This is a genomic window from Lederbergia sp. NSJ-179 (assembly GCF_022867885.1).
Lineage (GTDB): Bacteria > Bacillota > Bacilli > Bacillales > Bacillaceae_C > Lederbergia.
Map to the genome: position 1 here is coordinate 1 of NZ_JALIFP010000049.1, position 24479 is coordinate 24479.

The 24479-nt window shown below is 39.8% G+C and carries 26 protein-coding genes and 4 pseudogenes; 4 read left to right on the forward strand and 26 right to left on the reverse strand.

Annotated elements, in window-relative coordinates; all coding sequences use genetic code 11:
- From MUB24_RS20870 to MUB24_RS20880, 4 genes and pseudogenes are all read left to right on the forward strand, one after another.
- A pseudogene (locus MUB24_RS20870) lies at nt 1–180 on the forward strand (3-oxoacyl-ACP reductase); the annotation flags it as partial.
- Between the two features lie 14 nt (nt 181–194).
- Nucleotides 195–284, forward strand: a complete 90-nt coding sequence (locus MUB24_RS20875) for a hypothetical protein (protein ID WP_244707483.1) — start codon at nt 195–197, stop codon at nt 282–284.
- Between the two features lie 133 nt (nt 285–417).
- Nucleotides 418–663: an Hsp33 family molecular chaperone HslO gene (locus MUB24_RS23760; protein WP_396426799.1), complete on the forward strand. Its 246-nt coding sequence runs from the start codon at nt 418–420 to the stop codon at nt 661–663.
- Between the two features lies 1 nt (nt 664).
- Nucleotides 665–1396 (forward strand): MerR family transcriptional regulator, encoded by a 732-nt coding sequence (locus tag MUB24_RS20880; protein WP_244707459.1) that lies wholly within the window; start codon nt 665–667, stop codon nt 1394–1396.
- Nucleotides 1397–1492: 96 nt separating this feature from the next.
- Here MUB24_RS20880 and MUB24_RS20885 read toward each other — a convergent pair whose 3' ends face one another.
- The 26 genes and pseudogenes from MUB24_RS20885 to MUB24_RS21010 all read right to left on the reverse strand — a co-directional run bounded on the left by MUB24_RS20885 (nt 1493) and on the right by MUB24_RS21010 (nt 24283).
- Nucleotides 1493–1939, reverse strand: coding sequence for a DUF488 domain-containing protein (locus tag MUB24_RS20885; RefSeq protein WP_244707460.1), 447 nt, complete (start codon nt 1937–1939; stop codon nt 1493–1495).
- Nucleotides 1940–1948: 9 nt separating this feature from the next.
- A complete protein-coding gene (locus MUB24_RS20890) occupies nt 1949–2383 on the reverse strand; it encodes a DUF488 family protein, N3 subclade (protein ID WP_244707461.1) in 435 nt (144 codons plus the stop codon).
- Nucleotides 2384–2423: 40 nt separating this feature from the next.
- Nucleotides 2424–2888, reverse strand: a complete 465-nt coding sequence (locus MUB24_RS20895; RefSeq protein ID WP_244707462.1) for a hypothetical protein — start codon at nt 2886–2888, stop codon at nt 2424–2426.
- Nucleotides 2824–3072, reverse strand: a complete 249-nt coding sequence (locus MUB24_RS20900) for a dual OB domain-containing protein (RefSeq protein WP_244707463.1) — start codon at nt 3070–3072, stop codon at nt 2824–2826. The genes MUB24_RS20895 and MUB24_RS20900 overlap by 65 nt, the downstream gene beginning before the upstream one ends.
- A 106-nt stretch (nt 3073–3178) precedes the next feature.
- Nucleotides 3179–3292 (reverse strand): annotated as a pseudogene (locus MUB24_RS20905) (flagellin); the annotation flags it as partial.
- A 360-nt stretch (nt 3293–3652) separates the two neighbouring features.
- Nucleotides 3653–4276, reverse strand: a pseudogene (locus MUB24_RS20910) (flagellin); the annotation flags it as partial.
- A gap of 279 nt (nt 4277–4555) precedes the next feature.
- Nucleotides 4556–4762 (reverse strand): annotated as a pseudogene (locus MUB24_RS20915) (flagellin N-terminal helical domain-containing protein); the annotation flags it as partial.
- 217 nt (nt 4763–4979) lie between these two features.
- Nucleotides 4980–5207 (reverse strand): carbon storage regulator CsrA, encoded by a 228-nt coding sequence (csrA, locus tag MUB24_RS20920; protein WP_244707465.1) that lies wholly within the window; start codon nt 5205–5207, stop codon nt 4980–4982.
- A gap of 4 nt (nt 5208–5211) precedes the next feature.
- A complete protein-coding gene (gene fliW / locus MUB24_RS20925) occupies nt 5212–5649 on the reverse strand; it encodes a flagellar assembly protein FliW (protein WP_244707466.1) in 438 nt (145 codons plus the stop codon).
- Nucleotides 5650–5660: 11 nt separating this feature from the next.
- Nucleotides 5661–6215 carry a DUF6470 family protein gene (locus MUB24_RS20930; protein ID WP_244707467.1) on the reverse strand — a complete coding sequence of 185 codons (555 nt, stop codon included), beginning with the start codon at nt 6213–6215 and terminating at the stop codon, nt 5661–5663.
- Between the two features lie 72 nt (nt 6216–6287).
- Entirely contained in the window at nt 6288–7160 is an 873-nt protein-coding gene (flgL, locus tag MUB24_RS20935; protein ID WP_244707468.1) for a flagellar hook-associated protein FlgL, read from the reverse strand.
- A gap of 12 nt (nt 7161–7172) precedes the next feature.
- Entirely contained in the window at nt 7173–8663 is a 1491-nt protein-coding gene (gene flgK, locus MUB24_RS20940; protein WP_244707469.1) for a flagellar hook-associated protein FlgK, read from the reverse strand.
- A gap of 53 nt (nt 8664–8716) precedes the next feature.
- Nucleotides 8717–9199, reverse strand: coding sequence for a flagellar protein FlgN (locus MUB24_RS20945; RefSeq protein ID WP_244707470.1), 483 nt, complete (start codon nt 9197–9199; stop codon nt 8717–8719).
- 19 nt (nt 9200–9218) lie between these two features.
- Complete coding sequence (locus MUB24_RS20950; RefSeq protein ID WP_244707471.1) at nt 9219–9656, reverse strand: YaaR family protein; 438 nt, start codon at nt 9654–9656, stop codon at nt 9219–9221.
- A gap of 246 nt (nt 9657–9902) precedes the next feature.
- Complete coding sequence (locus MUB24_RS20955; protein ID WP_244707472.1) at nt 9903–10718, reverse strand: flagellin N-terminal helical domain-containing protein; 816 nt, start codon at nt 10716–10718, stop codon at nt 9903–9905.
- Nucleotides 10708–11157 (reverse strand): flagellar export chaperone FliS, encoded by a 450-nt coding sequence (fliS, locus tag MUB24_RS20960; protein WP_244707473.1) that lies wholly within the window; start codon nt 11155–11157, stop codon nt 10708–10710. Before fliS ends, MUB24_RS20955 begins: the two co-directional genes overlap by 11 nt.
- Before the next feature lie 46 nt (nt 11158–11203).
- Nucleotides 11204–11506 carry an EscU/YscU/HrcU family type III secretion system export apparatus switch protein gene (locus MUB24_RS20965; protein ID WP_244707474.1) on the reverse strand — a complete coding sequence of 101 codons (303 nt, stop codon included), beginning with the start codon at nt 11504–11506 and terminating at the stop codon, nt 11204–11206.
- A gap of 32 nt (nt 11507–11538) precedes the next feature.
- Nucleotides 11539–13761: a hypothetical protein gene (locus MUB24_RS20970; RefSeq protein ID WP_244707475.1), complete on the reverse strand. Its 2223-nt coding sequence runs from the start codon at nt 13759–13761 to the stop codon at nt 11539–11541.
- Between the two features lie 302 nt (nt 13762–14063).
- Nucleotides 14064–14321 (reverse strand): flagellar biosynthesis anti-sigma factor FlgM, encoded by a 258-nt coding sequence (flgM, locus tag MUB24_RS20975; protein ID WP_244707476.1) that lies wholly within the window; start codon nt 14319–14321, stop codon nt 14064–14066.
- A gap of 107 nt (nt 14322–14428) precedes the next feature.
- On the reverse strand, nt 14429–14839 hold the full coding sequence (locus MUB24_RS20980; protein ID WP_244707477.1) for a TIGR03826 family flagellar region protein: 411 nt from the start codon (nt 14837–14839) through the stop codon (nt 14429–14431).
- An 89-nt stretch (nt 14840–14928) separates the two neighbouring features.
- Nucleotides 14929–15639 carry a ComF family protein gene (locus tag MUB24_RS20985; protein WP_244707478.1) on the reverse strand — a complete coding sequence of 237 codons (711 nt, stop codon included), beginning with the start codon at nt 15637–15639 and terminating at the stop codon, nt 14929–14931.
- The gene (locus MUB24_RS20990; protein WP_244707479.1) at nt 15636–17114 is read right to left on the reverse strand and encodes an ATP-dependent helicase ComFA; all 1479 of its coding nucleotides are present in this window, start codon (nt 17112–17114) and stop codon (nt 15636–15638) included. Before MUB24_RS20990 ends, MUB24_RS20985 begins: the two co-directional genes overlap by 4 nt.
- A gap of 386 nt (nt 17115–17500) precedes the next feature.
- Entirely contained in the window at nt 17501–21175 is a 3675-nt protein-coding gene (locus tag MUB24_RS20995) for a carboxypeptidase regulatory-like domain-containing protein (RefSeq protein ID WP_244707480.1), read from the reverse strand.
- A 603-nt stretch (nt 21176–21778) separates the two neighbouring features.
- Nucleotides 21779–22411, reverse strand: coding sequence for a YesL family protein (locus MUB24_RS21000; RefSeq protein ID WP_244707481.1), 633 nt, complete (start codon nt 22409–22411; stop codon nt 21779–21781).
- 67 nt (nt 22412–22478) lie between these two features.
- Complete coding sequence (locus tag MUB24_RS21005; RefSeq protein ID WP_396426800.1) at nt 22479–23384, reverse strand: carbohydrate ABC transporter permease; 906 nt, start codon at nt 23382–23384, stop codon at nt 22479–22481.
- 2 nt (nt 23385–23386) lie between these two features.
- On the reverse strand, nt 23387–24283 hold the full coding sequence (locus MUB24_RS21010; RefSeq protein ID WP_244707482.1) for a carbohydrate ABC transporter permease: 897 nt from the start codon (nt 24281–24283) through the stop codon (nt 23387–23389).
- Nucleotides 24284–24479 lie beyond the last annotated feature (196 nt).

Below are 24479 nucleotides of genomic sequence, written 5' to 3' on the forward strand. Positions count from 1 at the left end.
TTAACCCTTGCAAGCCACGGTGTTGATTCAATCTTCACATACCGTTCTAATCAAGAAGAAGCGGAAAAAGTCGTCTCCCAGATCCGGGAAACCGGGCGTAAAGCCATTGCTTTACAATTTGATGCCGGCGATGTCCGTACATTCGACTCCTTTGTACAAAGCGTACATGGTGGCGATTAGGTACGTTGGACGATGTGGCCAATGTAGCCGAGTTTTTCGCCAGTGACCTGTCCTCCTATGTGAGTGGGCAACGTCTGTTGATTAGCGGCGGTGCGCTTCAATAATGATCTATTTTGCCCCGATTAGCGACATAACATGTGTCGTAGTAAAAAGTATATTTATTCAACATTCACGGTGGCTGTAAGCCTATTTCCACCACAAAATCCGAATACCCAAAAACTTAAAGATATGGACAATATGCAGATCCAGGAACAGCTAAACAATTACTTCAGCGGTTCAGAGATCATAGGCCAGAATCAAGTTCAATTCTGGTGTGGATGTTCCAAGGAAATGTTTTATGGATTATTACATTCCTTGGAAAATAAAGATTTAATGGAATACATTCATTCTAATGAGTCAATCGAGACAAGCTGTCACATATGTGGGAGACCTTATCTATTTTCCCCTTCTGAAATCCAAAACCTTTTACGAAAGGAAGAATAGCATGACTAAATATTGGAAGGTAGGCGAACTAGCAGAACTAACAGGGCTTTCAATCCGTACTTTAAGGTATTATGATCAAATAAACCTGTTTTCACCATCTGAATATACAGCTTCAGGGCATCGTAGGTATACACATACAGATTTGCAAAAACTTCATAAAATACTTGTTTTAAAGCAAATGGGTTTATCATTAGAAGAGGTTCAAGAACTTATTGCATATGAAAAAAGCAATTCAATTTTAGATACAATTGATAAACAAATTGATCGTATTCATGAAGATATTAGGGTTCAACAACAATTACTTCGTCAATTAAAGGAAGTGAAAGATGAACTTGTAAGTAAAGAAAATATATCAATTAAAGAGCTAACATCGCTATTCGAACTAATGAAAATGAATCGTTCTAAGTATTTTACAGACTCACAATTAGAAGATATGAGAAGATATTATAGGCAAATGGATGAGGATTCTTTAAAAGAAGCAGAGAAAGAATTTCAATTGTTAATAACCAAATTCCAAATGGAAAAAGAGCAAGGAAAGTCACCAAAAGATAAAATGGTGCAAGAATTAGCGCAAAAATGGAAATCAATCACATCCCCATTCTCTAACGGCAATCCAGATATAGAAAGAAATGCTGAAACGTTTTATGCTGATAATCCTAACGCTGCAATGCATTATGGATTAGACGCTAATCTATATCTTTATATAAAAGAAGCGCTAAAATTAAGTGAATGAAACATTAATGTACTACACAATAATCAGGCGCTTTATTGGAGCAAAGAAAAAGCCTAATTTCGCATTAAATTAAGAAAGTGAGTAGTACCTACTAAATTAGACAAGATGTTGAACGGTTATCTCCTGTGGAATGTTTTTTTGAATATATTCAACAAGCAGCCGTCTATGACATTGATCCGGCTTATCTTCACTGCAGAGGAAACAAACAATTTCACCTGAAATCTGTTCATTAACTCGGGTAAGTATACGCCTTTCTTCAAGAAGGCATAAATACGCTCGTTCATATTCTGACCACGTTATTATTTTCTTTTTATAATTTTTTAAAATCAGATCAGTCGGAGCTAATAAAGGTTCGTGTTCATATTTTACTCCTACAAGCTCTAGTATATATTCAAGGTCATCTTTCTTTGCGAAACCCGCAAGTTGTGATGTATTATTGAGTCTAGTATCAACTAACTTTGTTACTCCTGCGTCTTTTAATAGCTGCACAAATGTTCTCAGCCGCTTTTTAGCAAACCCAATTGTATAAAGAGTTTCAGGCATGACAGCCTCCTAAAATAGTGATATTTGTTCAGTGGTCACTGGATTTAATTCGACCGCTTCCACACCATATTGTTTAAAAAAACCACCGACTAACCTTCTATGACAAATACGATGATCATCGCAGAAACAAATCAATACAATGGTATGACCCAGAAGAAGCTTTTTATAGATAGCGCGTAGACCTTGTAACTTCTCATCCGTTTTCATTTCACGCATAAATTGTTCTTCATAGTAAGGCCACCATTTTTCAGATGGTAATCCTTTCCACTCTCTTATATACGTGTGAAAAAGCTGGTCCGAAGGTGATAATTCTTTTACACGAATAGCACCAGAAAGTTCGTGACCAGCACGCATAATTTGCCACAGTTCTGCTTCTTCCTTTAAAAATTTTAAGCCAGCTGGATTTGAAGTATACAATTTTCCTGTTGGTACAGGTCGGGTCACTGCTTACTCCTCCTCTAAAAACATTTGTTTTATAATAACATTAATTTGGATAAGTTAGCAAAGGTGGAACCTCCGGATCTGTCATAATACTGATAATCATCGGGTATTCTTTATCAATACCTTTGATTGGTTCTTTACGAGCTAGCCCAATACATATAAATACTGAACTCCAATTTCGTAGCACACTTTGTTTTTGTAAAACATACGATCGCCATTTTAAATCAGTTAATGGAAAACCTGGTGTACTTGTTGTATTCCGAAAAGTTTTCCCCTCAAAATCAAATGTTGCTCGGGCAGTACTTCGATCATTATATGTATGAATGAAAGCATCAAAATTGTCAGCGGAAACTAAACACAGGGACCGTCCATTTACCTCTAATGTTCTTTGTAATTCCTCATTGTCTTCTTGATTCTTTCGGACAAATTGTATTAATTCTTTATTAGGTAAGGCGGATATCCTCAGAATGTCCAGGAGAAATTGGGTCAATTTCCGAGCTGAATTCATCGATCTCCCATACATCGCCAACCTGTATAAAAGTCTCATCTTTGTAACGTACTTGAGGCCAAAATTTATCCCCAAATTCTGGTAGCGGACGGTACCACTTTCCGTTATCATCCATACCCGCTATGCAATAGCTTCCATACGTTTTTGTTACAGCAAGAATAGTGATTTTAAGTGACTTCCCCATAGATGATCCCCCCCTATATTTATACAAAAAATAATTCCCTATTTACCTCGTTAAAATTATACAAAGAGACCCCAGCAAAACCAGAGTCTCATATTAATATCTAAAATTAACGAAGCAATTGCAATACTCCTTGTGGAGCTTGGTTCGCTTGTGCAAGCATTGCTTGAGATGCTTGTGCAAGGATAGAGTTTCTTGTTTGTTCCATCATTTCTTTCGCCATCGTGCGAACATTTACTTTCATAAATGACTAGACTATATCTTCACCCTCTAGCATTCTAGTAGGGGTCGGGCACTTCGGATCGACAATGCTGAAGGACATTGTTTCACCTATGGATTTCATCATCATGAGCTTAGCTTTTAGATGGTTTATCCTAGTCGTTGAACCTTCTCCACTCTTTCGAGACAGGAGCTTGGCTGCTGATTGCCCAATCTTTTCTTTTTTTTAAACCGTCACGCTCGTCGTTTTCAACTACGTTGTGGTAAGAAAAGCTCTAAGGGTTTTCCAGCAATTCACCCGATGATGATCGCTAGCCGTTACCAGCTAGGACGACTGTGCTTGTCACTACTTTTAAGCAGCTAAAGCATAATCTACGTCACGGATACGAGATTCCGCAGCGCTTAGGTTTTCAGAAGAAGTACCTAAGTTGTTGATTGTGTGCTCTAGTCGATTTTGTACAGCTCCTAATGCTGAACGTTGTGTGGAAACATCTTTAATTGCCTTATCAATAACTCCAAGTTGAGCATCATAGGCTGCTTTTCCTGTTCCATCTTCTATATCTCCATTTCCATCAACTTTGGCAGCAAATTTTGTTACATCAATTACGGTTTTAATGTCTTCTTTTGTAACTGGAGTATCATCATCTGCTCCTTTAATACCTAATAAAGCAGCTGCTGACATATCTTTAATATTAACCTCTAATTGTTGACCTTGGTTTGCCCCGATTTGAAATGTTAATTTTGCTTCAGCAAAATCACCGTTAAGTAAATCCTTACCGTTAAATTGCGTACGATCAGAAATTCCTTGACTTCCATCTGTTATTCCACCAAGTTCCTCAGTTAACGCCACAAGTTCATCTTGGATCGCTTGTAAATCTTCTGATTCTTGTGTTCCGGTGTTACCTGCTTGAACAGTTAATTCACGCATACGTTGTAGGATTGCATGTGTTTCGTTCAATGCGCCCTCAGCAGTTTGGATTAGAGAAATCAATTTTGTTAACGAAGCGGTATTTAAACCGCTACTTCTTTATGTTTCCATAAAGTTCAGATCATATCTTCATCCACTTGGGATGCCCCGCGCTCGTGGGTGGGGTATTGGTTTGGTTCCTCACCACCTGATCGTTACACCTTCCTAACTACTTTTATACCAATTCATTAGGCTTGGCTCGGTATTGCCCACCGCTACTTGCAAAAGCTGGTTTGGGGTTCTACCGAATTCACGGAGTGTTCATCTAAGTATTACTACTTAGAGCGGCATTTCTAGTTTACCGTCTTGAGCGTTTTTAGACGCCATATCTAATCCTTTAACCTGCGCTCTCATCTTCTCAGAAATCGCTAGTCCAGCTGCGTCATCCCCCGCACGGTTAATACGAAGACCAGAAGCTAGTTTCTCCATTGATTTAGATTGTGCGCTTGAAGCAGCACCCAATTGACGGTGCGTATTCAACGCTGCAATATTGTGATTGATAATCATAATGTGATTTCCTCCTTGAATGTGCCAGCCACGTCCTTGTGGATGGTTTTACTTTATTTTTTGCAAATGTGGAGGGCCGGCCGCGCCCTTTGATTCGCTTCACTAGTAATATCGTCATGCTTCTTGGAAGTTTAATAGTTTTCGAGAAAATTTTTTTGCAAAATAAAAAACTGCTGATCGTTGATTTTCCTTCAACTGATTAACAGTTTTTATTTCACTATTCCTTTTTCGCCTTTGCTAAGATCCCAAATAAATCTCCTACTGCTGCAGATGCTGCCGCATTTTCCTGTTGAATTTCTACCCAGATTTCTTTCCGATGAATTTCCACATTCTTCGGAGCTTTAATGCCGATTTTGACTTGGTCGCCTTTTACTTGGATGATGGTGAATTCGATGTCATCGCCGATTTGGATCGATTCGCCTTTTTTTCTTGTGAGTACGAGCATCCAATCACCCCTTTACCATTTGGCCGAAGAGCGGCGTTTTGGTTTTGTAGTTTTCATGATTAAGAATGACTTGTTTCGCATGATTGGATTTTACATTGACAATAATCGGTGCTTGCAAGTTGGCGGTTGTCTTTTCAAATGGGTCCTGCACTGTTAAAATCACAAACACACTGACATCTTGATCACTTTCTACTTCCAAAAGTTCCACTGTATTTTCATCCAAAGAGAAGGTGTAGTCTTTGAAAAAGCTATAAGGATCGGCAATCACAAAGGCGAGCCCTGGTGTTTTCACCGATTGCAAAACGGAAACAGAGGTCATATCTGGTAATGGCAGTATCGTGAATTTCTTTTCATCTGGGAAACCGGGGATCCCTTTTTCAAAAGTAAGAATTGTATCTTTCTGGATGTCGATTTCGCCATGGTATTTTGTTTGGATCTTCATTATTCACACTCCTATTTTACAAGATCAATTTTCAGATTATTGCGTTGCGCTAACTGAATTTGTACATCTCCCGGTGAATAGTTCATAATTGGTTTTCGTATGGCCGCATCAATGCGCGGTTTCTTTGGTTGGAATTGAATTTCCACACGACCCGGTTCATAATGCGATTTGACTGCTAAAGGGGAAGGAATCCACGTAATATTCGCCTCAGGAAGTGGTGGATTGGCATGACGTTTCGCTTGTTCGACAAAAGCATTTTGCCCATTCTGGATCTCAATCATTTCATCGCCTTCCTGGGCCACACGGGCAATACCTTCCATTACCTTTTGATTTCCCTTCACCGCATTTTCCTTCACTGCCTTAAACGTACTCTTTAGATTCATTTCTTCCCAAGCCTGCGACTGATCAATCGTTAATTTTCCTGGAGTTGTGCGCATCTTCATTTCAGCCTGTGGTTGCTCTATTCTTACATCCGCTTTTGGCTGTTGAATCGATTGTCTTGCCGCAACCGTCTGAATCGCAATTTTCGCTTGCTGTGATTCCATTTGAATCTGTGGGATTCGCATATCGTCTCCCCTTTCTTTGAAAAAGGGATGTCCCTAATAAAGACCATCCCTTTTTCTTTAAAAATATCTATATTATCTTAAAAAGTCCATCAATGTCGGTTGAATAATCCGCGCCCCAATCGACATCGCCGCTCGATGGACCGCTTCTTGCGCTTTAAAGTCCATAATGACTTTTTCAAATTCAACATCTTCATTATCAGACATGATGCGCTTGGCGATCACTTCTTGGTTATCGATCCGGTCTTCCATAAAATCGAGTCGATTGGTCCGTGCGCCTAATTCTGCTCTCCCGGAAAGCATTTTATCGCTGCACGCATCGAGCTCATCCAAGAAGCCATTTAAACCAGTATCTCCAGATTTTAAGGCGTCTTCTAATCGATCCAGCACCGCAAATACGCTTGTCTCTCCTGATCCAAATATGGCTTCCCCTTGTATATTGATTGGAACTTTAATCCCCTTCGCCAATTCAAATTCAACATCATCTGAATTAAACTCAATAGTCTCACCGACAATAGGTGGGTTTAATGTATCTGTTCCATTAAAAATATATTTATCCCCTACTTTAGAGTTGGCAATTGTTTTGATATGATCTTTCAATTGAGCGACTTCCTCCGCAACGGACTGGAGCTGGCCTTCTTCGTAGGTGCCATTGCTCATTTGCACAGTCAACTCACGAATCCGCTCCATCGCTTTACTCGCTTCGCCAATCGCGGAATCGGTTGTTTCCACCCAATTACGTGCTTCCGTAAAATTACGTTTAAACTGTTCAATTTCCGTCACATTCGTCCGATAAAACATCCCCTTCATCGCCACAACGGGATCATCAGATGGACGAGAGATTTTTTTCTGTGTTTGCGCTTGTTCAAACAATTTATCTAAACGTGAATAACTTTGATTGATATTGTACATGACGTTATTGGCAATCATGCCATCTGTTACACGCATTCATATTCCCCCTTATCTGCCTACCATTCCCATCCCATTAATAATTTTATCAAGCATTTCGTCAATTGCCGAAATCATCCGTGCCGATGCTGAATAGGCATGTTGAAACTGAATTAAATTTGAGAATTCTTCATCTAAAGAAACTTCACTAACAGAACGGCGATTTTTATCGATTGATTGTAATAAAACATTGGTGTTGTATTCCATTCGATTCGCTTGCTGGCCTTTTACCGCCATTTCACCAATCACACCTTCGTAAAACGATTGGAGTGTTCCAGATTTGATGTCCAAATCGGTTAATACTGGCAATTCCTCCATGCTTCCGTCACGAATGACCCAATTTTTTAAATCAGCAAGCCTTAACGCATTTTCGCCATTGCCGCTCTCTTTTCCGGCTAAGGCAGCGGCTACTTTATCGGGGTCTTTTAGAAGGACATGGATGGTACTAGCTGCACCTTCATAAGTGTCACCACCTACATCAAAAAAGGCTTCCCCTGTATCCCCGTTTAAGTCGCTCCCGCTCTTATGAACTTCGTTAAATACTTTGGCAAATGTGAAGGCATATTGATCAAGCTTTTCGAGCATATCAGGATAATCATCCTTGTATGCCTTGAATAATGCCGATAATTCTCCGTTTCCTTCTCCGAGAGTATTGTAAGAAAGTTCTTTTTCACCTAAGAAAAGCTCCCCCGTTTCTTCTTTCCATTCCAATGAACGAGCCCCTTGATCATCAACAAGAAGTGTCTTTTCCCCATTGATCATCGCATATACTTTCTTGCCACCTTCCGCAATCGCTAAGGAATTGCCACCGTTCGGAACAGTTTCCGTCGAAATTGGAAGATAGGTAGCGAGTTGATCTAATAACTTGTCTCTTTCATCATATAAATCATTTGGTAGATACCCATGCGGTTCCACTTCACTGATTTGTTGATTAATCGAGGCAATGTCCTGAGCAAGGGCATTAATTTTCGTGACCGTTAGATCCATCTCTTTTTTTATATCATTCCGCACCGTTGTAAGGGAAGAATGTAAGTATTGAAAAGTTTCTGCCACAGAGCGAGCACGTTGCAAAACAACTCTTCTGGCTCCTTCATTTTCCGCATTCGTACTCAAATCTTCTAGTGACTGCCAAAACTGTACCATCGCGGCGGACAAACCATTATCACTAGGCTCATTCATAATATCTTCCATTTGTTTGATGGAATTAGACATAGATTCATAGAAACCTAATTGATTTTTCTCCCCACGATATTGTCCATCAATAAATGTATCGCGAATTCGTTGAATCGAACCCTCCTGAACCCCGGTTCCTAGCTGTCCCGGGATTTGCGGACGATTCATCGATGCTGCTGGATATGGCGTTGTTTGTTCAAAATTGACACGTTGGCGGGAATAGCCTGGTGTATTTTTGTTCGCAATATTATGCCCTGTTACGTAGATGGCACTTTGTTGCGAATACATACCCTTTTTGGCTGTCTCCAGCCCCATAAAAGTAGAACGCATGGAATGTCCTCCTATCTTTAGCCGTTATGACTTTTTTCCATTATGATTCTTCTTCAAGCTTTAGAATCAAACATAGAGCGATCATTTCCTGAATAAGCATTATCTGTTCCTTGTTCTTTTGTGTAGTTCGGAATCTCTTGTTCAGGTGCAAGTAGGTCAAGATTCATGTTCACGAACTGTAAAGAGAATTCCAATAGCTGCTGGTTTAAAGCATTAGCCTCTTGTAATTCCCCTAATACCTGAATGAGTGCTATTTGCAATTGTGACATTTTTTCTTGATCAGCATCATTTAATTCTTTTAAAATATTAGAAACAGTTGCCTCCCCTTGATTGGTGATAAACTTGGATGCTTTTTCCCTTTTTTGATCTGCGACTTGAATCGCGGTTAAAAGCCTTTGTTCCTCGCGTAGCATTTTCGATAATGCTTCTATATCATTTTTTTGCAAAACCTCTGTCTTTTCGACCGTCATAGAGAGTAGCTGTTTATGGAGGTCAAGCAATGTTTCCATTGATTCAATGATTGTCTGGGACGACATCCGTAAGTCACTCCCTAGTTTAAGTGTAGATATTCATTAATAATCCTTCAATTTCACCGACAAGACTTAAAATATTTAGTCCTGATTTTTCCTTATCAAGAACAGTATTTGCCAAATCGATCAGCTTTTTGTCTACTTCTTTCACAATTTTATAGACTTTTGTGCGGCCACGCCAATCCAGCCCTCGTTGCTCTTTTAACTGAAGTCCATTATTTACCGCATCTTCCATAAAAGATTTCACAAGCTGCTTATAGTGTTTAAAATCCTCAATTGTTTGCGATTTGGCAAGCTTCTGCCCTTGAGCTTCAATGTCTTGGCGCATCTGATCCATACGCTCATAAAGGATTTTTTCCCGGCCTTTCGTCATGACTTCAGAAAAACGAACAGACTCTGTCGCTTGCTGCTCCTTCTTTTGCACACTATGGATTCCCGTTTTTTCAATTCTGCGTACATCCATAAAAAATCACTCCGCGTTGCGTTGTAAAATGCTAATGTATTGGTGGTAAGTTAACGTTTCTCCCCATCTGCAATGGGATATCTTGAGATGAATAATTTACTATCGGATAGAGCGAATTTACTATCGCATAGAATGATTTTACTATCAGGTAGACTGCTTTTACTATCGGATAGAGTTTTTACGATCGAAACCGATTAAAAAACATACCGAAGCACTTTTATAAAAAAGGAAAATGCTCATCACCTATTACTGCAGTAATTGCAGGATCCCCTGCGGTAATTGATTTGCTTGGGCAAGCATGGCTTGTCCGGCTTGGTTCAAAATATTATTTCGAGTGAAGTTGGTCATTTCAAGCGCCATATCCAGGTCACGAATCCGTGATTCAGCCGCTGTTAAGTTCTCGTTAGCAGTTTGCAAGTTCGTTACCGTATGCTCAAGACGGTTTTGGTAAGCACCGAGTTTCGCACGTTGTTCTGAAACGATTCCTATCGCTGTATCAAGTGTGTCAATGGCTGCTTCTGCTTTTTCGGCAGTAGAAAGATCAATTTCTCCGACACCAATTTCATTAGCTGTCATATCATCAAGTTGAATTTTTAATAGATTATCTGAGTTAGGACCGATTTGAAATTGAAATCCATTTGTATTTTTTCCATCAAGCAATGACATTCCATTAAATTCGGTTTTTTCCGCTATTCTATCTACTTCATCTATTAGTTCTTTGATCTCCAGCTGAACTGATTTCCGATCATCTTCATCCATCGTCCCATTCGCTGCCTGCACGCTTAACTCCCGCATTCTTTGTAAAATCGAATGAGTTTCATTCAAAGCGCCTTCTGCGGTTTGGATAAGTGAAACGGCGTCAAGGGCGTTGCGTTCTGCCATGCCAAGGCCGCGAATTTGCGAACGCATTTTTTCAGAAATGGCGAGTCCGGCGGCATCGTCGGCAGCACGGTTGATGCGCAAACCTGAGGATAGTTTTTCGAGGCTTTTCGATGTGCTGGCCATTGTTTGTGATAGATTTCGATAGGCATTTAAGGCCTGGATATTATGATTAATTCTCATTCGTTTTTTCCCCTTCCGTTTTCATGATCATGACATTTTGTTCATAGGCGTTTGTTTTGCGATAATGTTCACGCTGCCCGGATGTAATTTCCATATTTAGCGCTTCGGTCCACGCGGTTGCCAATTGCTCCATAATGGTTCGCACTTCTTGCAAAATCGCGACATCCTTTTTCAAATTGCCTGTGATCACTTCGTTGGCCATATAGTTATATAAAGTATCGAGCTGGTTTGCGATGATGCCGGCTTCATAGTTCAATCCGGCCCCGAGTCTTTCGATAATATCATTCACTTTTTGTAGGATCATATTGGCCTCAGCCCATTGCTTGTTTTCGATACATTCAATCGCTTTTTGCAATTGTTGGATTCCGGCTTCATAAAGAAAGGCAGTTAGTTGTTGTGGTGATTTTTGATACACCAATTCTTTTGATAAAAAATCCATACGCTTGTGGCCTCCATTCATGTACTTTATCGGAGTATTTCCCGTATTATTTAGTGATTCGGTCCATTTCTTCGATCATTAATAGGATTTCTGCAATCACGGAATATAGTTGTGGAGGTACATTATTTCCAAGATCAATATCTAGTAATTGCCCAACAAGGCTCGCATCCTCCTGCATATAAATGCCATGCTCTTTCGCCATTTCCATTAGCTTGACAGCTACGGCGCCTGTTCCTTGCGCCACAACTTGTGGACCTTCATGGCTACCCGCTTCATCATAACGAAGAACCGCTGCAGAAGGACCATTTTTCACACGACGCTTTTTTTGGTTGTAATATTGCGGCATCATTTCAAACTCGCTTCCTTTTTTTAAAAAAGTTCCTACACCGAGAAGTCATAGCCCTTCTCAGAAAAGGTAGGACGCCCCTTTATGGTTGGAATACTTTTTTTCGTCTCTTCTGTATTTAATGGGGAGAAGTGAATTTGTCCGATTTGGTATCCAATTCCCTGAAGGCGCTCTTTTGTTTTTTCTACTAAAGGGGTCATTTTTCGTTCAAAATCAGTTGAATCATTTTTCAATGTGACGGATAAAACTCGATCTGTTGCAGTAAGCAGGATCCCTACATCCCCAACCTGCTTCGTTTCGAGTAAAAAGTAGAGGCTGCAATTTTCCCAGTCCATTTTTTGTCCCGATGGCTTAGATTGAAGAAAAACTTTTACATTTTCAACTTGGTCTCGAAGAATGAGCGGAAGAGTAAATAACATCGTCTGCAGCCCAGATGCATCAGGTTTACTTAATAATTGTTGTCCGGTTATATTTTGCAACGCTTGTTCCGCTCTCTGACCTGTCGTATGGTTCTCTGCTAATTTCATAAGCACTTGCTTCAAAGAAGCGTCTGTTTCATTCGGCTTCCCTGATAGTATGTGCTGGGCAAATTCAGATTCTCGGGTCAAGCCCAGGCTGCGTAAATATTCAAATGCATGTCTTGCTGTTGGTTCTTGGCGTAATGCTTGCTGTGGTTCTTCAATTGTCCGCCATAATTGTTTATCCAATGGCCATTCTGGCAAGTCCCCTAATTGCTTAGAAACGAAATGTTTCACCCGTTGATCAGATGGTTGGAAAATAATTTTATCGATTGTTGTTCGTACTTGCTGCACGATTTCGCTTGCTTTCCCGCTCTCCCCTTTGGCCAGCCATTTCTTTGCCTCCTGCAGCTCTGAGCTTGCTTGAAGCAATTTTTTCTCCGTTGACATATCGGTATACAGCATGAAATCACTTTTTAAAATCACATGATCTAACTGTTTGATTGCTGTTTCGAGTGAAGGGCGTGCCAACACAGGTGATTGTTGCACTATTTTTTCCGCCGTATATAAAGCATTCGAAATATCTCGTTGAACTGCCTTAAAATCAAGTGCGGCCTGGGACATCTTCTTCGTGATCGTTGTCACAATTAGGTCCCGAGCTTGTACAGGGATGGTAGCGATGAATTCATCACTTAATTGAAAAGCTTGTCCAGACTCTGCTTTCGCTTGATTCCCCGCTCGTTGCTCTGTTTCTAATTCCGTCAATCCCTGCACAAGCTCTTGTCTCGCAGCTAATTCCTTACCTGAAGCATGAAGTTGTTCTGCTTTGCCGATCGTCTCTTGAAGGGATTGCTGCTGACTTACTGGTAAAATATCGATATCCTTTTTGATCGCTCCAAGTATCTCAGTAAAATCAGGTTGCTTTTTCACTTGTGCTAACGCATTTTCAATGAATGCCTTTTGCGGAGATGCGGCAGCCATCTCCTGCGCTTCCAAAGCTTGAACCATTACAACGGTTGGAAACGATTTTTGCAAAGTGGCGATGATTTTAGCAAATTCAGGATTTCTGTTTAACTCCTCCGCAAATTCGACTGCCACTATTTTGAGTGCCTGACTTTCGCTTCCCCCTGCTTGTAAAAAACGGATCAGTTCCTGGGCGAGTCGCGATTTTTCTGGTGATACCTCTTTTTGTAGCTTCATTAAAACTTCAACTAAACGCACCGTCTCCTCCTTCGCTTGGGGTACTCTTTTCTCAAACGATTCGGATGTCGGTTTCAGTACAAGCTCATTCAATACTTCTCCTAATTTCGGACCATGCAATGTTTCATGAACGGCTTTTATTTGGTTGGATGTAAAATCTACATTTTTTTCTGTCATTTGTCGGATGGTGGCAAGCTTTTGGTCGATCGTTCCTTCTGTTTTTTTCATGTAATTCTGTAAATGTTGTAGCATCTCCCGAGTGATCGGGAGATGCTGTTGATTTAAAATTTGAATCGCCTGTCTTGTCCCCTCCGATGGTGTAGGGGCCGTTGTCTGAGAGGTTTGGGGCTTAATAGGCAGAGCCTTCACAAGCGGAGGTTCCGTTTTCATATCTGTCACTTGTAGCATGACCTTCCCAGAGTCCGGGAGCTTGCCCTCATATTGGATGTGCATTTCCTGACCTTTCACTTGAATCAGGGCTTCATTTCCTGCTAATCTCTCTTTCACATTAGCCGGATAGGTTCCACCTTCCTTGATCGATGTGGTGATGTCATTTTGGGGTAAAATCGCTGCTTTCCCTTCATTTTGAACCTGCATCAACGTTCACACTCCATTTTACACATTTGGCCATTTAATTTTAGCGGATTGATCGGTAATCCATTCTTTACGAAAGAAGCTTTTCTTCCATACAAAAAGGGAATTCGCCCGATCCGCCGATTGCGGAAACACCTATTTCATGAGGCAAATTCCCTAAATCTTCCGGATGGATGGCATGCTGATTAAGGGGTACAAAGAACTCAAAATTTGGTTCTCTTTAAATACCCAATGAGCAGCTCTTCCTTGAGCCCTGCATCGAATCCGTTCGATTTTATTTACTTTTTTTGACTCATTATTCCCATATTCTAGAGATCGAAAAATTTGGCTATACTTTTGGCCACTTCTTGGGGATCTACTTGATAATCACCATGTTGCACTTGCTTTTTTAGTGCAGCTACACGCATCTCTCGTTCTTTTACAATTGACGGAGTACTCTGCATTTTTTGGGCTTCGGAGGAAATTTCAACTTTATCCGTCTTTTGACTAGACTGCGATCCTTCTTGTTTATGGACTTGTCTTTGGTATGGGTTATTTTCGACAGGCCGAAAAGGATTAATTTTCATTTCATTCCCTCCCTTTATTCCGTCTTTCGTTGTCTTATATTATTAATATCGGCTATCAAACAAAATTATTTAGGCCCTTTATCTAGGTGAAATTCACTATTTTTCATCTAATACTTTTCACTTGGATCTTGGGAATAATAAACAGTTTTCTTTAATTTCTCTTTCCGTTCTTTCTCTTTTTCGAATATACTTAACTCGTCCTTTAGTCCGGTCGAACATTCTTCGCAGAGCTTTCCTTCTGTAATGATTTTACCACAACGATCACAAGGATAGCCAAGATTCGGGAATAAGGCTGTATGCAAACGTCCTCGCCGCACCCATTTATATAATAAATCTTCCTGAACTTCGGTCGCTTTGGCAACCGTTTCAATCGTTGCCGCACGATTTTCTCTTTTACGTAAAAAACGATATACTTTATCGTAAGCTGCTTCCTCTTTTCGATAACACTCATCACAAACATCCCGCACTGAATGATTTACATAGATTTTCCCACATGTTGGGCAATTCAATAAGTCCATGAAAATCCTCCACTCTCCACATTAATATCTAATCCTTATATCGACATAAAGGTGGAGTTGTTTACCGTCATTTCTTGAAAATCCGTTATTCACCCTCTTGCTACTGTAATCGACTGAACTTCCTTCGCCCCAGCCTTTTTCAATTCTTTAGCCGCATGCCTTAATGTGGTTCCTGTGGTATAAATATCATCGATAAGCAATAGGCTTTTCCCTTTAATCGTCTCACAATCTCCTTGAAACTGAAAAATTTGTTTTTGTCTTAGCCGCTCCTTACGTGATTTTTTCGATTGTTTTTCTGTATGGATTCTTTTTAAAAGCTCGATCGTTTGCCAGCCAGCTACTTGAGCAAGTGCCTCTGCCTGATTAAAGCCTCTTTCCCTTAACCGCTCTTCACTCAGTGGGATGGGAACTAGTAGATCAAATTTCAGCTTTTTCAATTCTTTCAATAATACTGAAGCAAAGATGGAAGCGAGCGCATAATCTCCACGAAATTTAAATTGTGCCATCACTTCTTTTAAAAATTCATTGTAATGGAAGCAAGAGTAGTTTTGCTGTAGACATTTGGCCCAGTTAGGATCCTGTTCCCAGCGAAAGCAATCCATACAGGTTTGGTCTTTTATAAAATTCACATCCAAATCAGCGAGTGAACGGGAACAAATTAGACAACGTGCTCCCGTAATTGGCTCAAGTTTTGCTTCACAGGAGGAACAAAGGGGAGATTGAACAGAATGGAAAAATAGGCTTGTCCATGTCATTTCTTTTTGTAGTAGAGTATCACAAATTAAACAAAAATCATTCATCCATCAATCAGCCCCTTTTTTCTAGCCTCTTGATTCATTTGATCAATGTGGATTAATGCACGGATCATCGCTTTTGTTCTGCCATAATGAAAAAACGTAATATTCCCTTTTGGAAAATCAGCACTTCTTCCCACCCTGCCGGAAATTTGTACAAGAGCTGACTCTGTAAAAATATCATCCTCTGCACCTAGTACCGCGACATCAATATTGGGGAAAGTGACCCCTCTTTCTAAAATGGTTGTTGTCAGAAGCAGAGGGGTTTCCCGTTTCCGCATTCTCTCTACCTTCTGTTTTCGATCTGGATCTTCCGCATGGACAGACTCTATCCTAGAGTCCAATTGGCGAAAAACGGGTAAGGCCTTCTCCATCAAGTGAATATCTGGTAAAAAAACGAGTGCTTGCTTTTCCTGCTCCAGTCGTAACTGAACCCATATTTTGACAATCGGTGGGATTTTCCCCTTGCCTAATGATTTCTGCCAATGACCACACCATTTAAATACCGGGACAGGCAGGGCAAATCGGTGATATCGGGCGGGGATCTTGATATGATCTCGTTTACCGTATTTACACTCTAATTGCCATTTTTCCGATGGAGTCGCCGTTAAAAAAATGCGCGCTGACTGTGGCTTGGCCGCTTTTTCTACGGCTGCTTGTAACCCTTGATCATAGGAAAAAGGAAACGCGTCCACTTCATCGACAATCATAGCATCGAAAGCTTGTTCAAAACGATATAACTGATGAGTCGTAGAGACGGTAAGCGGAGTAAAAAGATGACGATCCTCACTGCCACCGTAGAGAGCAGCAACAGGAATATGCGGAAAGACCTTTTGGAAACGCGGGGCTAATTCTAGGACAACATCTGTCCGAGGAGTGGCCACACATACCCTTTGTTTTAGTTTTAACGCTTCATCAATGCCAGCGAACAACACCTCCGTTTTTCCAGCTCCACAAACCGCCCAACAAAGAAACTGAAGATTAGACCGTACCGCCTTGACTACAGCATCAGAAGCCTCTTTTTGTCCTTGGGAAAGGGTTCCGTTCCATGATAAATACGTTGTTTTTTCTGAAGGGAACTGTGGTTTCTTATTCGGCGAGTTCTTTCCTAGAGCAAATTTTATGTTGACAGATGTTTCAGATGTAAGAAGGAGATCTTTCCAATCGACAGCAGGACCGATCCAACTATAAAGCGGTGTACATGTCGATACACGTCCCATCATAATGCAATTTCGACAGTAATAACATTCCTTCTGGCAATGGGCGCATGGAAATTTGGCAAATAAACGCTTCTTTTTATTGGCACAACGGTGACATGTATAAGTGTGATTTTGGGTTGTAATCCCGGGTGTTTCTTTCACAAATCCAAGTTGAAGATGATCTTGGATGATTTTTTCCGGAAAGGGGATTTCTTGAAGCAGTATGGAGCGACCTGATAGAAATTTTTGCAGCTCCGGAGAAAAGGAAAATTTACTAGACATTCTCAGTTCATCACCTCTATTTTATTTGATCGATGGGTAGGGCTTTATGCTATTTCTTAGACAGACCTTTGATCCTCGCTTTTTCTGTTGTCTCTGCTTTTCGTATACCAAGAAGGCTCTTGGATCTACGTTTTTACAAGTTTCTCTGCTTTTCGGACATCAAGGAGAATTCTCTCTGAGGTTAGCTTCCTTTTATTGCCTTTATATCTTTCGCCCAGGGTATTTAACGGTCGTAATCAGTTATGAGGCAGCCCCACCCACACTTTCATTCTAGCGAATTATGACTCATTTGAAAAGGCTATCTTGCTGGTTTATCCCGTAAATAGTAAATAAAAAAACTCTGTGACAAACATCATGGCCACAGAGTTCATGCAACTCAGATTATTTTATTGCCATTTTGAAATAATGGAATTGGCACTTTTATAAAGGTGATCGTATGCAGTATCTGAAATTTCTTTCTTCTCTTTCTGGTGATCCAACAGTAATTTAAAGCTCTTCATATGTTTGATCACCTTATCATATGCCTGTTTTTGTTCAAATTGCTGAACTGCGGTTAGATGAAGTGTCAGTCTATGTGCTAGATCCTCATTCTTAAATTCTCCATCTTCCTTGTATTTCGCAACAAGATCGATTATATCCGCAATGACAGGATCCTGTGGTGATACTTCTTGAATGACAGTTAATTTATATTCTCTATAGGCAGTTCCATCTTCTGCATCTATCCTGATCGTGATCGTAGTTTCCTCCGCTAATGGAATTGGATCAGACAATACACCGCTTTCAACTGCCTGACCATTAATCGTTAAGCTCGCAGAATCTGAATTCAATGTTGCTGCAACTTGCAGATATTCATCGTAATCAGTCACACCTTCAACTGTGTATGTGGTGATTTCTGGTGAAAAGGAAGGACTTAACTTCCCATTTGATAGATTGATATCTTTTAAACTTGTATCTTTTTGAGTTGGCGTTCTTGTTATTTCAATAGTGTAAGTCTTGGTTGTCACGCCATCTTCTGCTTTCACTGCTACTGTTATTTTATTTTCTCCTTCATTCAATGCAATCAATTGTGACGCCTGGCCGTTCTCTACCTTTTCACCATTTACCTCAATACTTGATATAAATTGGCTTGTGGCCGTTGGTATCACTTGGATCACATCCACATAGTTACCTACATCCAAAGTATATCGCGTATCAGATACCTTGTTAAGTACGCCATGACTTAGTTCAAGCGCATCAAGACCCGCATCATCCTTAGCATAAGGCTTCCCTTTAATAACGCGAATATCATCAATATAGGCTTCGATATAATTGGAACTGGTCGCGTTGAAATCAATTCTTCCGATATCATCGATTTGGCTTCTAAATGGTGCGTCATCCCAAATTAACTCGCCATCAATATATAGATCAAATGTTTTAGTGATGAAGTTCATGACCATTTGTACGTTATACCATTTACCTAACTCATAATGCATAATTGTTTTGGATGCGCCACCATTATAGGCGATGATTTCACCTTTACTAAACGCAATACTAACGCCTTGTTCACCATTTTGGCCATAAATATACGGAAAATTAACCCATGATGCCCTGTGATCATTATCATCATTTCTCATCAGATCTGCTTCAACCGTCACAATACCTGTTAGCTCCCCAACGTCATAGGATTTCGAAAATGAAGTTACTCCTCTATTCGTGTCACGCTTTATGAACAGCACTTTGTTAGCTTTATCATTTGGATCATTAACTACTTTGATATCTCCACCACTGGTTGAAACATCCCAAGCAGCTGGCAATTGTCCTGATTGAAAATCTTCCGAAACCAAATATTCTGGATGACTACCTGTCAGGAATAAGTCCTCTACCGTTGTTATATTTCCTGGGAAGATCTCAATCCCGTCTATCTTAACTCCGTTGTAATCTTTTTTGCTAGCTTGAATTGTATAACCATCCCCCAGCACGACATTTTCAATTAAAAATTCACCAGATTCATTGGAAGTCGCACCATATTCAGTGGAATCTGGCGCCAAAAGTGTTATGGAGACCCCAGCTAGTGGGTCACCCGCACCATCTCTAACAATACCTTCTACTCCACCAAATTCCGTTGTAGGTTCTAACACCAACTCAACATTTGACAATGTATTAGTAGGTTCAACATCCACAACAATGGAATCTGATTCATATCCTTCTTTATTTGCTGTTAATGTATAATCTGTACCAACAGGAACATTTAGTAACGAGAAATAACCTGTTGAATCCGTTGTATCACTGTATGTCTTGTTGTTAATCTTTACTTTGACTTCTGCACCTACCACTCTATTTCCGTAAGTATCTTTCACTTTCCCTGTAATTGACTCAGTCGCACTATCTTCAGATCCGTAATATTCAAAGGCACCAATATCCGGTGTATCATGATAAATAGGATTGCCTTCCAAATCTTGACTACCGTTATGATCAATCACTAAACCAGCACCAATAAGTGGGGAACCTGATAATAATTTATAACCCCCCAAAGTATCTAACGCTGGTCCCGTTTCCTCTGTACCCTTTCCACCTGTACCTACATCTTTTAACATAGGATCAATGGTGATGGCGTTCTTATCTTCAGTAGGGATCGGAAAATCCGCTCCAAAATAACTGTTATTGTTATACGAAACACCACCACCTGTCGTAAAGACCGCATCATCTTTTGTAGAGTACAAGATATTATTTTGAATGTTGTATTTTGCAGTCACATAGGATCCATACCCATAAATCATATATTTACTTTTATCATTATAGATAGTGTTATTGTAAATTTCTGCTGTTGCACTTTTGTCGGAATGGAGATAAATTGGATATCGCTCTGTATTCTCAATGACATTATACCGTAAAACGACATCTCCAAAGCCGAACTGGCAAATCAATATTCCATCACCAGTATCATGAATATAGTTATATTGAAACAAAATATTTGTTGTCGCTTTATCTGCGTCGATTCCATTATGATCGGCACCACCGGCTTTTTTCACAGTATCAAATACTTCATTATGTTGAACAACTACATCATCGGCATAATAAAGCTCAATACCTGAAGTTCCAGCACCTGCAACAATATTATTCTCAATTGCCCCACCCCGAACACCGGTTAAATAAATGGAGTTGGCACCAAAATCTGTATTATATTGACTTAAATAGTTATCTCGAATCACGATATTGGTATGTGGGGAAAATTTTTCATCATCTCTTGAATCACGCTCACCCCAACCTACATGGACTGCGCCTTCATCGATCCCTGCATATTGCTTAAAAATGATTCCCCCAAACGATGTATCCTTAATCGTTGAATTCTCAATCACAACATCATTAAATGTCGTCGGTTCTTCTGGATTGGCCGGATCTACCACAGAGGTATCAAATACAATACCTCCTGTTCTCTTCGATTTATCCCAACCCGTTCCATGTTTAATACCTGGTTTTGGAGTTTCAGGATTCGTTCCGCCAATCCAGTTCACTTCACCACTTACATCATGAACATATACATTGTTCATTCTAAAATAATTCAATTGGGTTCCATTATCGCCTGTAATGTGAATTCCCCTGAAATCACCTAATGACTCTGCAAATGTTGTTTCAACAGGGGCTTCATTGCTCACATCAAGATTATTCATTTCCCAATAGGACTGATTATAAAGGTAAACCGCTGCTTCAAATTGACCTGCCCCTTTAATTTTTGGTCTTTCGCCTGACCCGTATTGATCAATGATAATCGGGTTGCCTTGTTTACCGGATCCTTTTGGATGAAGCTGGCCTGTCCATGATTGTCCAGCTTTTAATAAAATTTTATCTCCGGGTTCAAAAACCGTGGAATTCACTTTGTCTAAAGATTGCCAAGCTGTATTTTCCGATTTGCCGTCATTATGGTCATCACCGCTCTCGGCATCTATATAATAAGTGTTTACGTCCACATTAGGAGCGGCATATACGCTGTTAGATACAAAGCCTGTGCTAAGGAGTTGGAAGATTAACGCAATAGTGAATAGCATAGGTAGGTTACATTTTAAACTTGATATTTGTTTTCTCACTCTAATTCTCCTTATTTAATTGATTGAAAAAGCTAGTACTTTCTCCTTTCATTCCCTTGATATACTTCACCAACTTACATCCACTTTAAAGCAGTTTTATTAACTTGCTAACTGCAGGTCATCAACAATTGGGGGATAGCCATCACCTCCTTAAAATAATGAATAACACTAGGAAACTAGTTTTCCGGATTAGCTCTAGACTTTTGGCACACGGGGCAAATACCTATACAAAGGTTTTAAAAAAACGGTGATAATTATCAGTAGGATACATAGAGGAGTGAACAATAGGCTAGAATATCAAAAACTTTTACCCCGCTTAAGATGATTTTAGGAAAACCCCAGAGTTACCACAGTCTCCCATCATTGTTTCCCGCCAGGAGAGCGCTATCAAACAATTATAAAAAAGTGACAGGAGTTCACATTGTTGGATAACATTGTTTACCTCCCGTATTACGACATTGCTATTAGCAGAAGTGGAACCAAAAATAGACAGCAAATTGAGTTCATTCAATTGCTCATTTATAAGGATTCAGACTAACCATCAAACAGCGCTTTTCCCTTTCACTTACTTTTAGAGAAAGGTGAATGATTGTAAAATGACTTTTAACCCCTCAATGCTTTTTCATGTAAATAAACCTGTTTCTTTTTATAAATTTTCTCAAAGGCATGATACGCAGGCATCATGATCACAACAGCCAATACGCTCATACTAAAAAATATCGCCAGCCCTTGGAATTTCCATAAAATAAAACCAATACCCAAAGTGCCTCCGAGCATCGTGAGAGTTGGCAGTGGATTAATAATCATGACGAAAAAAGAACTTTTGATCACTTGTAGGACTTTCAAGTCATAATGGACAAAAGTTGGAAACACATAAAATAGGGTTAAGACATAGATAAATCCAATAATGAGAAATGGGATCGTTAAAATCGCTGTCATATTACTTGGGGACACCGTCAGATAAACAAAATCAAGATAAAGAATATAACCGACCAATGTTGATAAATAGCCGAGAATATTACTTTTCATGAACTCTTTTTTGTACGAGGCCCAAAATGTTTTAAAAACAGCAACATCCGTTTGACCCATAACCCATTTGCGGGCGACCGCAAATGTAGCGGCAGTTGCTGGAAAAAGTCCAACCACAATCAAACCTCCGAGCGAAAAAAGGATCCACAAAATATTTAAATAGGCTAACCTTGTGATCCATTCCAATGCTGTATTTATTGCTCTCATTAAGTCTTCCTCCCTATATTGAATCTGGGTAATTACTTAGATACGTAATTACCCCAAACTCTATCCTTTATCCTTTCAAGCCACTTGTACTAATCCCATCCACTATATAACGTTGGAAGATGAAAAAGATGACGAAAACGGGTACCAGTGTGACAACGGACATCGCGAACATCGCTCCCCAATTCGATACCGTTTCATTACTCAGGAACATATTAAGCGCCATTGAAACCGTATATTTGCTAGGGCTATTTAAATAAAGTACAGGGCCGAGCAAATTATCCCAAGTCCAGTAAAAGGTGAAAATAGCTGTCGTCGCTAATGCAGGTGTAATCAAAGGTAAAATGATCCGCCGATAGATGCCGAACGTATTACAACCATCAATAATCGCGGCCTCATCTAATTCCCTTGGAATCGTACGAATAAACTGGACAAGAAGGAAGATGAAAAAAGGATGACCAAAATAGGCAGGTACGACAAGTGGCTTCAATGAATTCAACCAATCTAATTTTGAAAAAATAATGTATTGTGGAATCATCACGACCTCATACGGTAACATAAGCGTCACAAGCATGATCATAAACCAAAATCCTCTTCCAGCAAACTTGAGTCTAGCAAATCCAAACGCAATTAACGAACATGAAACTAAATGACCAATTAACACTAATACTACAAAAACTAATGTATTTTTAATAAACACACCAAATGAGTGTCCACCGAACCCTTGCCACCCTTGGCTAAAATTATCGAGAATAAAGGGTTTAGGAATTAAAGACTCGGCGGTAACAAAAATTTGCTCACTTATTTTAAAAGAACTCATGATCAGCCAAATGACTGGATATAACAGTAATATAGCAAAACCGCCAACTAAAACATGGTATAAAATATACTTAGGCTTCAATTTGGAAGGCCGGCTTTTGCCGATGCTTTTTTTTGTCTCATGCTGTACAATATCCGTAGATTTTAATTCTCGCATGGTTAGTTGCCTCCTTCTGACTCATAATGCACCCAAAACTTCGATGTAGCAAAGATAATCGATGTTAATATGGCAATAATGATTAGCATAATCCAAGCCATTGCCGATGCATAGCCCATATGGAAGAATTCAAAACCTTGCTTAAATAAATAGAGCGAGTAAAGAAGTGTACCGTCTAATGGCCCCCCTGTACCTTTTGAAATAATAAAAGCGGGGACAAATGTCATGAAAGCACCAATTGTTTGCATAATCGCATTAAATAAAATAACAGGACTAAGCATAGGTATCGTAATTTTCACAAATCTTTGCATAAAATTTGCTCCATCCACACTCGCCGCTTCATAATAGCTTTGCGGGATTGACTTCAAACCAGCCAAAAAGATCAGCATGGAAGAACCAAATTGCCAAATCGATAAGAAAATAAGCATCCAAAGTGCGGCGGTAGGATTACCAAACCAGCGAATCGCATCTAATCCAAAAAACTGTAATAATAAGTTGATGATTCCCTGATCTCCGAAAATATTACGCCACATAATCGCAACAGCCACACTACCACCGATAAGGGATGGTAAATAATACATCGTTCGATAAAGACCGACTGCTCTTGATGTTGTGTTTAGCAGCATGGCGACTAATAAAGCGAATGCCAATCGTAATGGTACTCCTCCAAAAACATAAATAAAGGTCACTTTTAATGACTTAAGATATCGTGGGTCATCGGTAAACATTTTTTTAAAATTATCTAGCCCGATCCATTTAGGTGCTGAAAATAAATCATATGATGTAAATGAAAAGTAAAGCGAGGAAACGATTGGAATCATGGTAAAGGCCAAAAAACCAATAATAAATGGCCCGATAAAAAAGTATCCCCATAAGTTATTCCGTAAGCGCACACTCATTTACTCATCCCCTTTCTATTGATCGTATTGTCAAAACTTATATAGTAAAAAGTTAATAAAATCTTGATTTATAGGGCTTAGAATACAAAAAACTTGCCACCCCCCTAAAATCTGAAGATAATTGAGGTTACCACACACCCAAAATCCCAGAATAGGAAGTGACAAGTTGTACCCTCAATTATTAACTTATTTACTC

What these genes read in the sequence shown, in the direction of transcription:
- MUB24_RS23760 (WP_396426799.1), top strand. Translation starts at nt 418, where the DNA reads ATGCAGATCCAGGAACAGCTAAACAATTACTTCAGCGGTTCAGAGATC.
- MUB24_RS20880 (WP_244707459.1), top strand. Translation starts at nt 665, where the DNA reads ATGACTAAATATTGGAAGGTAGGCGAACTAGCAGAACTAACAGGGCTT.
- MUB24_RS20885 (WP_244707460.1), bottom strand. Translation starts at nt 1,939, where the DNA reads ATGCCTGAAACTCTTTATACAATTGGGTTTGCTAAAAAGCGGCTGAGA.
- MUB24_RS20895 (WP_244707462.1), bottom strand. Translation starts at nt 2,888, where the DNA reads ATGAATTCAGCTCGGAAATTGACCCAATTTCTCCTGGACATTCTGAGG.
- MUB24_RS20900 (WP_244707463.1), bottom strand. Translation starts at nt 3,072, where the DNA reads ATGGGGAAGTCACTTAAAATCACTATTCTTGCTGTAACAAAAACGTAT.
- csrA (WP_244707465.1), bottom strand. Translation starts at nt 5,207, where the DNA reads ATGCTCGTACTCACAAGAAAAAAAGGCGAATCGATCCAAATCGGCGAT.
- fliW (WP_244707466.1), bottom strand. Translation starts at nt 5,649, where the DNA reads ATGAAGATCCAAACAAAATACCATGGCGAAATCGACATCCAGAAAGAT.
- MUB24_RS20930 (WP_244707467.1), bottom strand. Translation starts at nt 6,215, where the DNA reads ATGCGAATCCCACAGATTCAAATGGAATCACAGCAAGCGAAAATTGCG.
- flgL (WP_244707468.1), bottom strand. Translation starts at nt 7,160, where the DNA reads ATGCGTGTAACAGATGGCATGATTGCCAATAACGTCATGTACAATATC.
- flgK (WP_244707469.1), bottom strand. Translation starts at nt 8,663, where the DNA reads ATGCGTTCTACTTTTATGGGGCTGGAGACAGCCAAAAAGGGTATGTAT.
- MUB24_RS20945 (WP_244707470.1), bottom strand. Translation starts at nt 9,199, where the DNA reads ATGTCGTCCCAGACAATCATTGAATCAATGGAAACATTGCTTGACCTC.
- MUB24_RS20950 (WP_244707471.1), bottom strand. Translation starts at nt 9,656, where the DNA reads ATGGATGTACGCAGAATTGAAAAAACGGGAATCCATAGTGTGCAAAAG.
- MUB24_RS20955 (WP_244707472.1), bottom strand. Translation starts at nt 10,718, where the DNA reads ATGAGAATTAATCATAATATCCAGGCCTTAAATGCCTATCGAAATCTA.
- fliS (WP_244707473.1), bottom strand. Translation starts at nt 11,157, where the DNA reads ATGGATTTTTTATCAAAAGAATTGGTGTATCAAAAATCACCACAACAA.
- MUB24_RS20965 (WP_244707474.1), bottom strand. Translation starts at nt 11,506, where the DNA reads ATGATGCCGCAATATTACAACCAAAAAAAGCGTCGTGTGAAAAATGGT.
- flgM (WP_244707476.1), bottom strand. Translation starts at nt 14,321, where the DNA reads ATGAAAATTAATCCTTTTCGGCCTGTCGAAAATAACCCATACCAAAGA.
- MUB24_RS20980 (WP_244707477.1), bottom strand. Translation starts at nt 14,839, where the DNA reads ATGGACTTATTGAATTGCCCAACATGTGGGAAAATCTATGTAAATCAT.
- MUB24_RS20985 (WP_244707478.1), bottom strand. Translation starts at nt 15,639, where the DNA reads ATGAATGATTTTTGTTTAATTTGTGATACTCTACTACAAAAAGAAATG.
- MUB24_RS20990 (WP_244707479.1), bottom strand. Translation starts at nt 17,114, where the DNA reads ATGTCTAGTAAATTTTCCTTTTCTCCGGAGCTGCAAAAATTTCTATCA.
- MUB24_RS21000 (WP_244707481.1), bottom strand. Translation starts at nt 22,411, where the DNA reads ATGAGAGCAATAAATACAGCATTGGAATGGATCACAAGGTTAGCCTAT.
- MUB24_RS21005 (WP_396426800.1), bottom strand. Translation starts at nt 23,384, where the DNA reads ATGCGAGAATTAAAATCTACGGATATTGTACAGCATGAGACAAAAAAA.
- MUB24_RS21010 (WP_244707482.1), bottom strand. Translation starts at nt 24,283, where the DNA reads ATGAGTGTGCGCTTACGGAATAACTTATGGGGATACTTTTTTATCGGG.